Here is a 15,047-nt window from a genome sequence, read left to right as displayed (position 1 = left end):
TTATGGATTATTCTTTCTGTTTTTTATCGGATCGTTAAGGTGTTGGGTTAAAGTAGAACATTGATTTACAACATATTAATATCAATTTTTACAACCTCTGCTGTGGATCACAACCTGCCCGTCGATGATTTCATAACTGGCTTCAACAGCCTGACAGATAATAAAAAGCTTTTCGTGAAGTGTCTGGTTATCCAGTGTTGCCGTTAGCGGGCAGTCTTTAAGAATTTCTGCATCGTACAGGATTTCAATGCCATAGGCCTTGCCGACGGTTGCAAAAACATCGCTCGCAGGCGTGTCCTCAAATTCAAATTGTGGAATTTCAGCCTTAGGAACTACTATTTCGGGTTTCTCGACCAGCGTCTTCACCATTCTCACTTCTTCCCTCGAATAAATGATCTTCTGATTCGGGCTCAGCACAATGCCTTGCAATTCCCTACCCGAGGTTTTTTGCTCAAAATCGGAATCCGACTGCGCAAAAACGGAAACGCGTCCGGTTTTCACCTCCACCGTAACTTCATTCGAATTCCCGTATGCCTTAACGGTAAAACTCGTACCCAAAACCTTGGTGACCAAGCCATTGGAATACACAAAAAACGGGCGGTCCGCATCTTTTGTAATATCAAAAAAAGCCTCACCTTCCAGGTAAACTTCACGCTTGGCAGCCACGAACCTGTTGGCGTAACGGATGCGGGCCTTGGCAGACAATGTCACCTTACTCCCATCGTCCAAAACCACCGTCATAGGCTTCGTTGAAGCGTTCCACTTCTCGGTAATGCTATCCTTATGCTCCTGAATGGGCTTTTCGAATGTGATCTGCCGAGACTCTTTTTTGGTAGAAAGTGAGTAAATGATCCAACCTGAAACAAGCAGCAAGGCAACCGATGCTGCCATGCGAAACCAGGGAAAACGGTAAGTTTTAAGCTGTTTTACAGGCTCGGCAAACGTGGGATATTTTTCAAAACTGTCTATGCGGCCAATGGTGTTCTTTACGATTTCTGTAATCTCGGGATCGCTTATTTCGGGTTCGTGCAATCGCAATGACAGCACTATGCTTTTAGCCTGCTGAATTTTGTCATGGGCATCTGCATTTTTTTCAATCCACGCTTCCCAAAGCTCGTCTGTTTCGCGCGTAGGTGACAGGACCCATTGCCGAAAAAAGTTATCCCAGACAAAATCTTCAACGGTAAAATCTATGTAGTGATCCATATGAGGCTTGCTTCTAACATACGATAGACACACAGCGGATCGGGATACCAATAAATTTTAAATTATTTCTAGAAAAATCAACAAAACCGCATTTTCAGTGGCATTATGACTCTTTTTTATATAAATAAATGAATCAAAAAGAAGGTGAGGAATTCGGCTTTCCAATGTTTTTTGAGTTGCTTGATGGCGATTTGGAGGAGGTTGGAAACGGTTTGCGGCGAAACGGACATGATCTCGGAAATCTGCTCGCGGCTCAGCTCCTGGAAAAATTTCAGATAGATTACTTCCTTTTGCCGCTTAGGAAGTTCCCTCAACAGTTTTTCGAGCTGGCGCGTGCGCACGAGCGTCGATTCGTTGATAATGTATTGCTGCTCAACAGAAAATTCAAGATCAAATGCTTCATCCGCCTGCTCAGCATTCCCCTCTCCCACCCACGACCTGGACGACACGTTTCTGTGCATAAGCCGGCGCAGTGAAGCCATCAGATAAGGTTTGACAGCAACTTCCGTACTCAGGTTCTCCCGCTTTTCCCACAAATGCAAAAACAGATCCTGCACCGAGTCCTTGACAAACTCCTGGTCCTTCGAAAATTTACAGCCATAACGGAAAAGCACGCGGAAATGAGACGACATCAATTGCTCAAACGCAGACACATTCCCCGACAAAAACTGTTGCCAGAGCGCATTATCATCAGAAGATTGAGGAGGCTGAGAATGTGGTTTCATAACATTGTAAAAGTTGTCACAAGGTTATAAATGCAAGCCTGCTTGATTACAACGATTAGTCAAACTTAATCCAATTTTCATCCTATACCAAAAAATCTTGCACCCTGAACATTACTCCACCATCACCCTGACAGATTTCTTCTTACGCTCCTTATTTTGGAAATGCACGATATACATTCCCGATGCCAGCTCCTCGGCAGGATGGAGGACAATTTTATCCGAAGCCACTATCTCCGCCGAAATGTTCACATCTCGTCCCCACATATTGAATAGCCGGAGCGACGACTTATCCACGTTTTCAGCACGTAATGTGATCAATTTCCGAGTTGCCGGATTGGGCGCGACTAAAACCTCCCCCGTTTTCAGTTCAGATACACCATCACGGGCCATTATTTCGTGAATGCGCACCTTGCCCTGCCCGTTCCGGAACCGCATTTCGAAGTTGGAAAGTTTGGTAGCAGAATAGAGCGAATTACCTGGATATGCGGGACTATTGAGGCTTACTGGCTCATTATCAACCCATAAATCGTAACTCCCGGGCAGGGCGTTGTAGGTGACGGCATGAGTCGATGACAGTTTGTAACCCAGTAATTTTTTCGAATTATTCAGGACCCAGGTCAATGTAACCAGCTTCTTTTTAGGGATTATCTTGCTGGTATTTTGCGTAGCGAAGTCCTTGATACTAAAACCGCTATCCTGAAAATTGAGCGAAAACTTGCCGAACATCAATGCATTGCCCGGAAAGGAATGGTTATCCGGATTAAAATTTTCACCCACATAAAAATACATCGCATTCAGCGCCGCCGACTGCACAGATTCAGCGCTGAGGGTGATCTGGATAAATAATGTTTCGGGGTTCGGCTTAAATGGAGTTGCCCGCAAAACCCTTATGATCCCACCTGTCGCAGAATCCTCCTGCGTCCGCACGAGATCCATGTAGTTTTTGGAAAACTTAGAAAAAGAAAGCTCAGGAACTGTCTCAACAATATGGCTAAACTGCCCGGAATCCGGATCAGCACGCACATAAGGCCCCGATTTCGAAAAATCCTGGTGAAAATAAATAGTCTGCGCCAAAGCACATTGAAACAGTACCGACCACAAAACAGCTGCCAAAACGCTCAAAAAAGAATTAAAATGTGACGTCATAAAACATGGGTTTTATGTGTTTAGACGTCAGGTCTTAGTAATGGTCACAAAGTATTTTTGGGAAATTTTTTATCGGCTCCTTTCAGTCTCTTTAATCTTTGCCAGTTCCGCTGCCATAGCCTTCACTTTCGCGGGATATTTGGTGCCCAGATTTGTTTTTTCTCCCAGATCTTTGCTTAAATCGTAAAGTTGAGGGGATGGGTTATTTCCGGTTTCTGTGTTTGTCAGTTCCTGGATCGCTTTGCCTTCTCTTGGCTCGATGTATTTCCAGTTTTCCTTGGTGATGGACAATGCTCCGCCTTGTTTGATGAGATACGGCCTGCCGATTTTTGATTTTCCCAGGATGGCATCCATGGTGTAGAAGCTGTCCGGTGCATCATCTACCTCCATTTTTTGCTGGAAATAATGAGCGAATGATGCGAGCAGATCGATCTGGCAGATCAATGCGTCCGAAACGGTGCCTGGTTTGATCGCCTGCGGCCAGCGCGCGAGCCATGGCACGCGGCTTCCACCTTCAAAAGCGCTATACTTCCCACCTCTTAATACGCCCGCAGGCTTGTGCCCCCGGGCCAGTTCAACCGCTTTATCTGCATAACCATCGTCCAGAACGGGACCATTGTCACTTGAAAAGATAATCAGCGTATTTTCAGTCAACTTCAATTCTTCGAGCTTTTTGAGGATTTCGCCAACGGTCCAGTCCATTTGCAGGATTACATCGCCGCGCAAGCCCATCTGGCTTTTTCCTTTGAACTGGCTGCTCGGCATTCTCGGAACGTGGATGTCATTCAATGAGAAATAAAGGAAAAACGGGTTCTTTTGATTTTCCTCCATAAACTGCTCCGCTTTGCTCAAAAACACATGCGCAATTTCCTCATCCGCCCAGCGAGTCTGCTTCCCGCCCGTCATCCATCCAATGCGACCAATTCCATTCACAATGGTGTTATTATGCCCGTGATTCGGCGAGGCGGGTAACTTTAAAAGTTCAGGATTCTCCAATCCCGTGGGCTCACTGCCTATTTTTTTGGAATAATCCACTGTTATGGGATCCGATTTATCAAGTCCCTGCACATCATGATTTTCGATAAAAACGGTGGGGACTCGGTCGGAGGTTGCGGGGAAAAAGTAAGCGTAGTCAAAGCCGGTTTCATTGGGGCCTTTGGTAATGGGTTCATTCCAATTGATCTGCTTGTTTTTTTCACCTAGTCCCAAATGCCACTTGCCGACCGATGCCGTTTTATATCCTGCATTTTGAAAAACCTTCGCCAAAGTGAGCCGGTCAGTAGGAATGATCAGAGACGCATCGCCCGGCAAGACGCCGGTTCCTTTCTGCCGCCAGGGATATTTACCTGTCAATAATCCAAACCTGGAAGGTGTACAAGTCGCAGAAGTCGTATGCGCATTCGTAAAACGGACTCCCTCTTTCCCGATCCGGTCAATGTTAGGCGTTGCGATTTTTGTTGCACCATAACTGCTCAAATCACCATAGCCGACGTCATCCGCATAGATGAAGATAACGTTGGGTCTTTGTTGTTTTTTCTGAGCGGACACAAGCCCTTGGCTAAGCAGGGTTACCGTTAGAAAAATGGTAAGAATACTTGGGGTCCGGAACAAATGCTTTTTTGTAATATTGGCAATACACATACTATGATAAGTCAATGAATGATCCTTTTTAAAAATGGAATTTACAATAAAATTTGAGCAGCCGACACGCAAGCAATTGAAAGCAGGCAGGTTCGCGACTATCGAAGAGGCAAGCAAGTATAAAACGGATTTGCTGATGAAGAGTCTGGGTAAAGTGGATGACGCTTTTTGGGCCAAGTTGAAAAAGTAAGAATGTATCGAAATGCAAAAAGTCCTGTTAATGTCATGACATTAACAGGACTTTTTATTTAATCCCTTACTTCGCCGCAGTCAAACTCTTTATCAACTCAACTTCATCTTTTTTATAAGGCGTTCCGTCTTTGCGGAAGATGTCGTGGAACCAGAGGTCGGGTTCTTTCGTGTAGGTTTTTTTCCAGCTGTCCCATGGGTAGATCGTTTGCGATTTGCCGTCTACAAGTCCCCAGTTGATGGCGCCAACATTGTATTTCTTGGCGATAGGCAGTGAACCTTTGAAGAAACTGCCATTTCCACGAGACATATATTCTGTGCAGATCATCGGGCGGCCGTATTGCTGTAACTGCTTAATGCGCTTCTCAAAATCGGCTGCGTCTTCGTAATTATGGAAAGTAACAATGTCCGATTGGTCGATCATTACTTTTTCAATTGGCTTTAAAGTTTCATGAGAAGTCCAGTCACCATTCCAGACTCCCGCTGTTAATGGTTGCGAAGGATTCACGGATCGTGCCCAAACGAATGCTTTTGACAGCAATGGGATCACATAATCTACTTTGTTAGGCAATTCAACTTTGCCGTAAGAGCTTGTATTTGGGTTATCCGGCTCGTTCCAGATGTCCCAGGCAAGCACCCTGCTATCGTTGGCAAAAGCAGCGACTGTTCCTTTTACATATCTTTCCAAACGCGGATATTGCGTACTGTCTTTCAATGCGTTGAGCCCCGGGCTCTGCACCCAGCCAGAATTATGGACGCCAGGTTTTGGTGCACGTTGTTTTCCCAACTTAGGAAACGGGTCCCAGCAGGAATCAAATAATACGAACAAAGGTTTGATCTTGTGCTTTTCGGCGATATCCAAAAACACGTCCAACCGCTGTACAAAACCAGCAGAATCTTCCTGGAACAACAAATCGTGCAGATAAACCCGCATCGTATTCATCCCGATATTAGCTGCCCAGCCAAGTTCCTTATTGATGGTGGCTGTGTCGAAATCGGCCGCCTGGAACATTTCGAGCTGGTTAATGGCAGTACTTGGCAGGAAATCGGCGCCGACCAGCCAGCCTTGTTTAGCATACCATTCATTTGCCTGCTCCTTGGTCCAAATCTCTCGTGTATCCTTTTGCTCCGTTGCGGCGCCTTCATCTTTCTGCTCTTTTTTCGCACAGTTTTGAAATGAAAGGCAAATGATGATCGCCCAGACTGTCGTTTTTAAAAATTTCATTCAGTTAAGGATTTTGTTTATAATTATTTAAAAGACGCGCAGCAGCCTTTTCTACACTTCGCTGCGCATGAAGAATTTCGGACCTGCTATCTTTTCTACTTTTACTGTTTAACGAAAACGTATGCTATTCAAGCCATACTATTTGGGTAAATGCGCCATTAGCAGCCACATCCCAAACTTCCACGCGCACCCATTTCCTGTTTTTCAAATTTTTGGTAAATGTAAATGACTTCTCTCCAAATGCTTCCGTATCATTCAAATTGATCACATCGTGAAAAACCTCTTTTCCATCCCCTGAAATCACTTCCGCCCGGTTCAATGGAAATGTCCATTTGGCATTTAACTTAATCTCAACATTCCCTTTCGCATCGACTTTTGTGGTTTCTCCGGATGTAACATTGTTCACTGTAAATGCCGGCAAAAGCACTTCTCCTGTCGAGACAAAGAACTTGCCTTTTTCCATCGCGTCCAGTAAAGATTGCCAGCCATCTTCAAATTGCGGCATGTGATCCAGCTGCATGTAATTCACATTCAAATGGCCATACAATTCATAATTTGGCTCAATTCGGAACAAATCTGCCTCTGCTATTACATATTTTTTCTGTCCCCAATTGGCCATATCGTCCATCAGGTCCAGGACGCGCTTCCCCAGTTTGGGCTGGGATAAATCCGCCGGCATTGCCTTCCAGGCGGCACCCAAAAAGCGGTCTGACTTATAGAATGCTTCATCTTTATATTTGTCAGGAAAACCGGTTGAGCCTTTTGTCCTTGCATGGGCTGTCCAGGCGAGGCCTTTTTCCAGTTCCAGCAGCTTTAACATTTCTTCCTTACTGCCAATGCGGTAAAGCTTTCCATACTCCGCATTTTCTTCAACAAACGGCTGGTTCTTTTCCCGCGACATGAGCCAGTAAACAGGTTTTGGGAAAATATTCATCCAATGTCCGCCAAAGAAATTGTTCGGCTCCTCACCGGGCAAAAGCAGGAAATTACCATCCGAAAGCCGCTTGCATTCTTCAAACATCATTTTCAATTCCGGCCAGCGCTTCGCTTCGGGTCCGCGTGGACTTCCCGGCCCGTGAAATTCTCCTAGATGGACAATGTTAACGCCTGTGTTGCGGAAAGCTTTTACGAAACCGGGCATTTCCGGCATGGGCCTCCGCGTAAGCACCTCATCCACATGCTCCTGATGGAAGTGGCTGGACATCGTGTAATAGCCAGGCAATGGTTCGTAAGTATCATTATGCGTGAAAGCTTTGACCTTTTCGAGCACTTTTCCATCCTTTTCAGCACTTAGTAAGCAGAAGAAATTATATCGCTGCTGCGTTTTCGGCGGTGCATTGAACCATGGAACCCAGCGGCGGTCGCCCAGCAAGTCATGCCGCAGGCCTATGCCAAAACCAGGAAACTGGTTCCGATAATTATTTCCATACCAAATGTGTTCGAGGTTATAAGCATTGTCCAGCGGATAAAAAAACTGGTGAGGCGCTGGAAAAACGGCCAGACTGCCTTCTTTTCCTTCCCCAATAATGGTGCGATATTTCACGGCCATCATATTAACCGTGTCCATTTTGATGAGCTCTTTGCTCCGAACATTATTCTCAGTATCAGACCAGAACAACTTTTCCCAGGGCGTCTGCTGGCTCACTAATCCCGCATCGTAAACCACCGCGAGCGAATCAACTTCTGTGGACATTACAGCAGCAACATTCATTAACGGGCTGCCATTATAGAGCGTAAAATTATACGAGCCCGAAAACGGCCCACCCGTGGCGCCGGAGACAATTATTTCGGTCTGAGAACCGGAGCTCACAACCTTAACACCCGTTTTATCCAGCTTAACGGGATAAGTTTTGTAAGGCAGATAAGCCGTTTTGTCAAAGAAAATATTCCAGCCATTCTGCGAAACAAGATCACGTTTCCCGACCGTCAGGATGATAGCCGGATCCAGGTTTTTAACAATGGTTTTGTAAGCATTGTTTTTGCCCATCAGCAGACCATTGATGATCGGCTGTCCTTTGCTCAGATCGATGATAATTTTCCCGGATTCTGCATTGCCTGCGGGCCATTCTATGTGCAGCAAATTGCCCTCATTCGTTACTTTAACTCCTTTCTTTTTATCAAAACCAGCCAAATCAACAGGGATTTGAGCATGAGCACATAGGCTGGAAAAGACAAAAAGGAACAACAGGACTTTACGCATAAGACAGAATTTTAAGAGAACATTTTTTTATAAAAGGCCAAACCTTCCTCGGCCAGTTCATCGGCACTATTAGCAAGCGGACGCCAGATGCAAGCGGCACGCGCAAGCTCCTTGGAAGGCTGACCAAACGTTTCGATCACAACCGCACCGTCATAGCCAATCTCGACCAATGCATCCCGGATCCCCTCCCATTCCAAATGTCCCGTTCCGGGAGTCCCACGGTCACTTTCATTACCCTGGACATGGCATAGCAAGTCCTTCCCAATCTTCCTTACAGAAGCAGGAATGTCTTTTTCCTCAATGTTGGAATGGAATGTATCAAGGACTATTTTCAGACTTGGGCTTGAAACTTCTTGAACGATTGAAAGTGCCTGATCAACAGTGTTAACCATATCTGTCTCAAAACGGTTAAGCGGCTCTAAACCAACGACAACACCATGATCAGCAGCAATTTGTCCAGTTTCCATGAGTGTTTCAATGCACCAGGCACGTTCTTGCTTTTTCTGCTCATCCGAAACGATCCTCGTCTTTCCAACGGCCGAATAAACCGGCCCACCGAAGATGGGGCTGCCTACATTTTTTGCAATTTTAATGCAGTCGATAATGTATTGTTTCCCGAGCTGTCGATGCAATGGTTCGGTGCTTGAAATGTCCCGCTCCGGCCCGAACGCGCCGCTAATGGTGATCTTCAAATCCAGGTCGCGGGCGACGGTTTTTATTAATTCCCAATCGATAATGTCTGTTGCTTCCACGGCTATTTCAATAATGTCATAGCCCATGTTTTTAACCTTAGCAAGGAGGTCAATGTTCTGCGTGGAGAATGGGGAAACCCATATGAATGTGCTTGCTCCGAATAGCATTGGAGGAGTGTTAGTGGTGAGTATTAGATGTGAGTCGTTTAGCCGCTGCGTCAGCCTGAGCGTAGTCGAAGGCGCGTTACCCAGGAGTAGCGCGCCTTCGACTACGCTCAGGCTGACAGGGCCATGCATTAAGCCTCGAAGCTCGGCACATTCACCCGCACGCCGCCGTTCATGGCTGACTCGTGGGCGCATATGCCTGCGCAGGTGTAATTTGCTGCCAATGCTGCGTCAACCGCTGAATCGCGCCCTTCGACGATGGCGGCTACGAATTCCTGCACCAAATGCGGGTGTGATCCGCCGTGGCCTGCGCCTTGGAGGAAGGAAACGTGGTTTGGATCGTCTATTTTTTCTCGTTTTGTGAAATGTTTGATTGGTTCGATCAAAAGTTCGTCTGTATCGGGCACATCAATGCGTTTTGCATTTTCGCCACCATCAAAAATGATGTGGCTTTCATCTTGCAACTGTTCCCATTCGAAGGACATTTTGGTCCCGTAAACGTCATAGCTCTCGCGATACTGACGTACAACGTCAAATAATGAGCGTGTTGCCTCGGCAACCACGTCGGAATTTTTTAATGTAAATGTTGCTGTTTCCACTGCAAACGGCGACCCGTAACGACTTGCCAGATCTTCGCTTAACCGGCCTGATCCGTGGCATACAACGGTTTCGGCAATGGTGTTGTTGATTTTTAAGAGTGGGGAAATGGCGTGGGTGCCGTTCAGCATCGGTGGGTAACCCTTCCAGTATTCGCCCCAGCCTTCCATGCTCATATCCTGAATGTGGGATCCGCGGACAAACTGAATGCGGCCTAATTCACCCATTTCAGCCAGCTTCAAACCATATAGAAATTCACGCGTGTAAAGCGCGGTTTCCATCATCATATATACTTTTCCGGAGCGGCGTTTGGCTTCTACAATCGCTGTGCAATCTTCCACGGTCATAGCCATAGGGATGGTGCAAGCGGTGTGTTTTCCTGCATTTAGCGATGCCAATGTCATTTTCGCATGCTCGGGAACAGGTGTTACGACGTGGATGGCATCTACATCTTCTCGCTTAGGAACATCTTCAAAATGTTCGAAAACCAGATTTGGGTCGAGATTGAATTTGGCAGTCAGTTCGTCACGGGTTTCTTTGCTGCGCGTACAAATTCCTACGGCTTTAATGTCCGGGTGACTTTGGTAAATGGGTATAAATTCTTTTCCAAAACCCATTCCAACGATAACGACTGTGATTTGCTTCTGACTCATTTTTGTTTTGTTTAGTTGTCTGTATTTTACTATGCCTCTCTCTGTCCCTATCTCTCTATCCCCAGGTTGAAACCTGGGGCAATATTTCAGTAGTCCCGATGGGACTGTTAAATAAGTGCCTTTGGATTTGCATTTGAGGAGAAATAAGCAGTCCCACCGGTACTATCTATATTTTTGCTCCGGGCTTCAACCCTGAGAAAACTAGTTAGCAAGTCCCATCGGGACGATCCATATCATGGCCCCGGGTTTCAACCCGGGGATCCAAATCAACAGGATTATTGGCCGGATGCCCACTGAACAGCATTCCGCAAAATAGTCTGGTAAGGACCAATGGTGTGCGACGCGGCATCATGGCCCAATGCAATGCCGACAATCTTGCCCTTTGGATATTTTACAATGAATATGCTTGGAAAAACTTTCTCCGAACCGGCTGCTTTCGCAGTTGCCAGAACTTCGATCGGCGATCCTGATTCATCCGGAATTTGATAATATAGCTCGTCGTCCAGATGAAATGTTTCGGGCACATTCTTCGTCACCGGGTGCTTTTTAGTTATTGTCACATCAAACGGGCCATATTTATCATGCCCCTTCGAACCACCGCCTACCAGCTTTTGATTGTATTCAGGCCAGTCTTTCCAGTTGTACCAGAGCGCAGGATGCGCAAGGACCAAGCCTTTGCCCGCATCTACAAATGCAAAAATGGCTTTCCTCGTTGCCTCATCAGCGATGGGCTGGTTATTGGCCAAAAGAAGCACGTCAATGTCTTTTAGTTTTGGTAAAATTGTGCTCGGGTCACTGGTATATTCGACAGTTGCCAACCCATCCTTTTGCAGCGTTTCTACATCTGTGCCCTTATACCATTTATCAAAATCGTGAGACGAGCCGCCGCCGACCATTAAAACGCGGATGGCCTTTTTAGCGGTTTTATCAATGCTATTGCCTGCATATGCCACTGAAAAAGCCAGCAGCAGGATCCATGTTAATGCAGTTTTGAAAATTGAATTTGTCATTTGAAGAAAATTAAAAGTTTAGCTTCTGGACTTAAAAGGCATTTTAAATTATTTAACTACCTGCAAAATTCCGTTCATTCCGCGCCAGTGACCCGGGAATGTGCATACGTAAGTGTAGTCGCCGGGCTCATTAGGGACTGTAAATTCCAATGTGACCGTTTCGCCTGAGTTGACGAGTCTGGTTGCATATAAAACCTCCGGAACTTTCGGAACATACTGCTTCTCAGCAGCTTTCGGGTCGCGAAGCATTTCATCTGCGGCCTGACCGACTTTTTGCAATGTCCCAGGCTTAATAATGACCAGATTATGCTGCATTCCATCCGGATTTTCCAGATTGATCACTACCTTTTGCCCTGCTTTCACCGTAAGCTGCTTTTTGTCGAACTGCATGATTTCCTTTTCAACTTTCAGCTCGATGACTGTCGCATTCGACGATTTTGCATTGCTGTTAGTTGTCGTTTTTTGACGCTCCATGGCTGCTGCATTTTCTTCCGACGGACGATTCAGTTCCAGAGATGCCTTTTGGAAATTGCCCACAAAGCCAAATTTACCTTCATACGAACCGATCTTGTCTTCGCCTTCCATATCCTCGCCGGTGCGGACGGAGTTGCTGAGCGGCGTAGCAAAAAGCATATGCGCTTTCCCTTTTGCAGCTTCTTTTCCGTCGATAGCAATGATAATGTCTCCCGTTTTGGTCAAACTGGCTACGACATCGAATTTTTCAGGAAGCGGCTCTGTGGTTGCTGCCTGACTCACCATACCATGCTGTTTGACCGCCATAATCAAGTTCCCACGCTGAATGTACAATGCATAACCACCATCTTTTCCACCTTGTCCGGCGATAAAACCTTGCAATGCTTTGTCTTTTGCCTTGGTTACACTGGCTTTAATGGTGATTTCCTTTCCGGATACATCAGGCGGATATTGCAACGTATTGCGACGGCCCAACGGATATACTTCCTTTGCAAGCGCTTTTGTAACCTGCTCGGCAAAAGCCGATTTCCCGGATTGTTTTTCCGAAGCAGCTAAAAATCCTTTTTCATGGCTAATAGCGGCTGCCAATAATGCTTTGGACAGCCATGGGTCTTTTGCGTTTTGTTCGTCCAATGCCGCCTGATAAATTGCTTCCCCTACTTTTTCCGAAGCCGGCAATGTTATCAAAGCAACAAAAACACTTAAACGCGTATTCAGATTGGCATCTTTCATGCCTTTTTGAAGCATTTCAAAACTCTGATCATTTTTTGGTAAAACACTCGCCGCTGCCTTGCGAACGCCCGCAGCCGGGTGCGTCAATGCTCTATTTACAACCTGCAATGCTTCCACATTGGAACCGTCCAAGACACCCAGGCCATGTAATGTCCATAATGCATGGACGGCCGGGCTGTATAGTCCAATCTCGTCTACTTTCGGGTTGTTAATGATTTTATACAAATCGGGAACGACAGACAGTTTTTTCGATTCTACCAAAAGCCGCTGAGCCGTCATGCGCCAGAACATGTTGTCGTTTTCCAACGCTGCTACAAGGCCAGGCAGGTCATCCTTTGACAACTTCATAGGAGGCGTTTTCTTTCCGTTTTTATAAACAACCCGGTAAATCCGACCGTGATTCAAGTCGCGCATAGGGCTGCTGAATGCATTTCCGGGGCCTGGGGGCTGTTCCTTGGAGGGCATAATAAATTCCGCGGGTGACTGCGCAGGCACGAACACATTGTGCTGAATAATGAAGTTGTACCAGTCGGCAATCCAAACCGCTCCATCCGGACCGGTTTCTGCCTGCACGGGACCAAACCATTCGTCCGAACTCGCCATAAAATTCCATCCGTCTTTTTCCTTAAAACCCGCTCCATCCGGTTCCACAATGGCGTTGTGCACGATGCGAATGGTAGGTTCGGATACAAATGCAATGCGGTTCCAGTATTCTTTGGGGAAATTTCTGGCCGTGTAAAAGCGGTGACCGGCAGCGGAAGTAAACCCTCCTACCACATCCACCTGACGTAAATTCGGCGTTAGCGAATGCGCGTCATAATGTCCGTCGATTTTTTGCACGGACAAGAGAGCAGGCTGATCGTCGCCAATGGTGCGCTGCATATACTGGCCGGGAATGGAATAATAGGCGCTATGCGTGTTGTTGGCTGTCGAAAGAAATACATTGTTATCTTCCGTCATGCCGAGGCCCCAGGTGTTGTTGCTGCTGCTTCCGAGGTAGGCAAACTCTTTTCCATCCGGTTTGAAATGGTAAACGCCTTGTGAAAAATTCATTTTCTTGCCATCGATGGTGCCTTTGAAACCCGAATAACCCAGCACCCCCCAGATTTTGTTGTCAAACCCATATTGCAGATTGGAAGGTCCTGCGTGCGTATCATTTTTGCCCCAGCCTGTCATGATCACGTCCCGCACGTCAGCAACGTCATCGCCATTGGTGTCTTTCATGAAAACAAAATCCGGTGCCATAGAAACAATGATCCCGCCATTGGAGAAAACCATGCTGGTCGGAATGTTCAGCTTGTCTGCGAAGACGGTGAATTTATCGGCTTTGCCATCGCCGTTGGTGTCTTCACAGATCTTGATGCGGTCATTGGCCGCGCCGTCTGTTTCTTTGAATGTATTGGGATAATCCACCGATTCTACGACCCACAACCTGCCTCGCTCATCCCAGGCCATGGCAATGGGGTTGGTAATATCGGGTTCGGCCGCGAAAAGTTGTATTTCAAAATCAGCCGGGATCTGTGTCAGTTTATTTGATTCCGATGGCGACAGTGATTCCTGCATTTTCGGAACGACATGCCTCTTGGTATAATGAGAAATCGTATCCGACTGGTAAATGTCTACATCCGGCAATTTCAAGGCAGCAATTTCCGCCTTCACTTTATCGCCAACTGCCCACATGACGCCATTTCTTACTAAATCCAAAAATCCTCGGTTTGTCCAGGTGCTATCTTCATGGCCATAAGCGGTGTAAAAAACGCGGCCTTTCCCTTCGTTGCGCACCCATGTATAAGGCTCATGCACATCGCCTTCGACGCGCTCGCCCAGGACGGTTTTGTCTGAATTCAGGTTTTTGTGCACGTAAGTTTCATCCCAGGTCTCAAAATCCGTAATGCCCTGCATCACTGGATGGTCGGGTTTTAAAATCGTATTTTTAAAACTGCCTACCTTATGAGAAGCAAACTGGCCGCCGATCGTTTTGATATACCAGCTCGAATTCTTGAAACAGCCGGAAGCCGAATGCAGCGGAATCAGGCCCTTGCCGCCTTCGACAAAGGCCTTCATTGCGCTTTCCTGTGACGATGACAGTGAATCGTGGTTGGCGTAAATGATCAGTCCATCGTATTTTTTCAGGTTGTCGGCGTTGATGTCGTTCAAGTCCGCGGTGTACGTCATATTGATCCCGCTTTTGAACAATTTCACGGAGAGCCAGGGCGCATATTTTCCCGAATCGTGGTGCTTGCTATTATGACCAAGAAACAGCACTTCTGCCCTGCGGCCTTGCAAAACACTCGTTTTTGTACCGGAAGAACCCATTTTGCTCTTGGCGCACCCTAACACAAATAACCCGATCAGCAACACTAAACTGTACTTCCTCATTAATACGCTATTT

At 46.5% G+C, this 15,047-nt stretch carries 11 protein-coding genes; 1 reads left to right on the top strand and 10 read right to left on the bottom strand.

Going from position 1 to position 15,047, the window contains the following annotated elements:
* Positions 1-81: 81 nt before the first annotated feature.
* The 4 genes from G395_RS0114415 to G395_RS0114400 all read right to left on the bottom strand — a co-directional run bounded on the left by G395_RS0114415 (position 82) and on the right by G395_RS0114400 (position 4,625).
* On the bottom strand, positions 82-1,206 hold the full coding sequence (locus G395_RS0114415) for a FecR family protein (protein ID WP_026630692.1): 1,125 nt from the start codon (positions 1,204-1,206) through the stop codon (positions 82-84).
* A 116-nt stretch (positions 1,207-1,322) separates the two neighbouring features.
* Positions 1,323-1,931 carry an RNA polymerase sigma factor gene (locus tag G395_RS0114410; RefSeq protein ID WP_026630691.1) on the bottom strand — a complete coding sequence of 203 codons (609 nt, stop codon included), beginning with the start codon at positions 1,929-1,931 and terminating at the stop codon, positions 1,323-1,325.
* Between the two features lie 111 nt (positions 1,932-2,042).
* Positions 2,043-3,077, bottom strand: coding sequence for a T9SS type A sorting domain-containing protein (locus G395_RS0114405; RefSeq protein WP_051350169.1), 1,035 nt, complete (start codon positions 3,075-3,077; stop codon positions 2,043-2,045).
* Positions 3,078-3,146: 69 nt separating this feature from the next.
* A complete protein-coding gene (locus G395_RS0114400; RefSeq protein ID WP_229204174.1) occupies positions 3,147-4,625 on the bottom strand; it encodes a sulfatase family protein in 1,479 nt (492 codons plus the stop codon).
* A 127-nt stretch (positions 4,626-4,752) separates the two neighbouring features.
* Here G395_RS0114400 and G395_RS32120 point away from each other — a divergent pair, with 127 nt between their 5' ends.
* Positions 4,753-4,908: a hypothetical protein gene (locus tag G395_RS32120; RefSeq protein WP_157486705.1), complete on the top strand. Its 156-nt coding sequence runs from the start codon at positions 4,753-4,755 to the stop codon at positions 4,906-4,908.
* Positions 4,909-4,974: 66 nt separating this feature from the next.
* Here G395_RS32120 and G395_RS0114390 read toward each other — a convergent pair whose 3' ends face one another.
* The 6 genes from G395_RS0114390 to G395_RS0114365 form a co-directional block, all read right to left on the bottom strand.
* Positions 4,975-6,132 (bottom strand): cellulase family glycosylhydrolase, encoded by a 1,158-nt coding sequence (locus tag G395_RS0114390; RefSeq protein WP_026630688.1) that lies wholly within the window; start codon positions 6,130-6,132, stop codon positions 4,975-4,977.
* Between the two features lie 124 nt (positions 6,133-6,256).
* Complete coding sequence (locus G395_RS0114385; protein ID WP_026630687.1) at positions 6,257-8,332, bottom strand: CehA/McbA family metallohydrolase domain-containing protein; 2,076 nt, start codon at positions 8,330-8,332, stop codon at positions 6,257-6,259.
* Between the two features lie 11 nt (positions 8,333-8,343).
* The gene (locus G395_RS0114380; protein WP_229204173.1) at positions 8,344-9,384 is read right to left on the bottom strand and encodes a sugar phosphate isomerase/epimerase family protein; all 1,041 of its coding nucleotides are present in this window, start codon (positions 9,382-9,384) and stop codon (positions 8,344-8,346) included.
* Positions 9,321-10,439, bottom strand: a complete 1,119-nt coding sequence (locus G395_RS0114375; RefSeq protein ID WP_026630685.1) for a Gfo/Idh/MocA family protein — start codon at positions 10,437-10,439, stop codon at positions 9,321-9,323. Before G395_RS0114375 ends, G395_RS0114380 begins: the two co-directional genes overlap by 64 nt.
* A gap of 275 nt (positions 10,440-10,714) precedes the next feature.
* Positions 10,715-11,449, bottom strand: a complete 735-nt coding sequence (locus tag G395_RS0114370; protein WP_026630684.1) for a ThuA domain-containing protein — start codon at positions 11,447-11,449, stop codon at positions 10,715-10,717.
* 48 nt (positions 11,450-11,497) lie between these two features.
* Complete coding sequence (locus G395_RS0114365) at positions 11,498-15,034, bottom strand: PVC-type heme-binding CxxCH protein (RefSeq protein WP_026630683.1); 3,537 nt, start codon at positions 15,032-15,034, stop codon at positions 11,498-11,500.
* Between the last annotated feature and the right edge of the window lie 13 nt (positions 15,035-15,047).

The organism is Dyadobacter alkalitolerans DSM 23607, assembly GCF_000428845.1.
Taxonomy (GTDB): Bacteria; Bacteroidota; Bacteroidia; order Cytophagales; family Spirosomataceae; genus Dyadobacter; species Dyadobacter alkalitolerans.
Note: the sequence above shows the minus strand (reverse complement) of the source record. Positions and strands in the feature narration are given on the sequence as shown.

Bases quoted from the DNA above. Each gene is read 5' to 3' on its own strand.
- G395_RS0114415 (WP_026630692.1), bottom strand. From the start codon at position 1,206: ATGGATCACTACATAGATTTTACCGTTGAAGATTTTGTCTGGGATAAC.
- G395_RS0114410 (WP_026630691.1), bottom strand. From the start codon at position 1,931: ATGAAACCACATTCTCAGCCTCCTCAATCTTCTGATGATAATGCGCTC.
- G395_RS0114405 (WP_051350169.1), bottom strand. From the start codon at position 3,077: ATGACGTCACATTTTAATTCTTTTTTGAGCGTTTTGGCAGCTGTTTTG.
- G395_RS32120 (WP_157486705.1), top strand. From the start codon at position 4,753: ATGGAATTTACAATAAAATTTGAGCAGCCGACACGCAAGCAATTGAAA.
- G395_RS0114390 (WP_026630688.1), bottom strand. From the start codon at position 6,132: ATGAAATTTTTAAAAACGACAGTCTGGGCGATCATCATTTGCCTTTCA.
- G395_RS0114385 (WP_026630687.1), bottom strand. From the start codon at position 8,332: ATGCGTAAAGTCCTGTTGTTCCTTTTTGTCTTTTCCAGCCTATGTGCT.
- G395_RS0114380 (WP_229204173.1), bottom strand. From the start codon at position 9,384: ATGCGCCCACGAGTCAGCCATGAACGGCGGCGTGCGGGTGAATGTGCC.
- G395_RS0114375 (WP_026630685.1), bottom strand. From the start codon at position 10,439: ATGAGTCAGAAGCAAATCACAGTCGTTATCGTTGGAATGGGTTTTGGA.
- G395_RS0114370 (WP_026630684.1), bottom strand. From the start codon at position 11,449: ATGACAAATTCAATTTTCAAAACTGCATTAACATGGATCCTGCTGCTG.
- G395_RS0114365 (WP_026630683.1), bottom strand. From the start codon at position 15,034: ATGAGGAAGTACAGTTTAGTGTTGCTGATCGGGTTATTTGTGTTAGGG.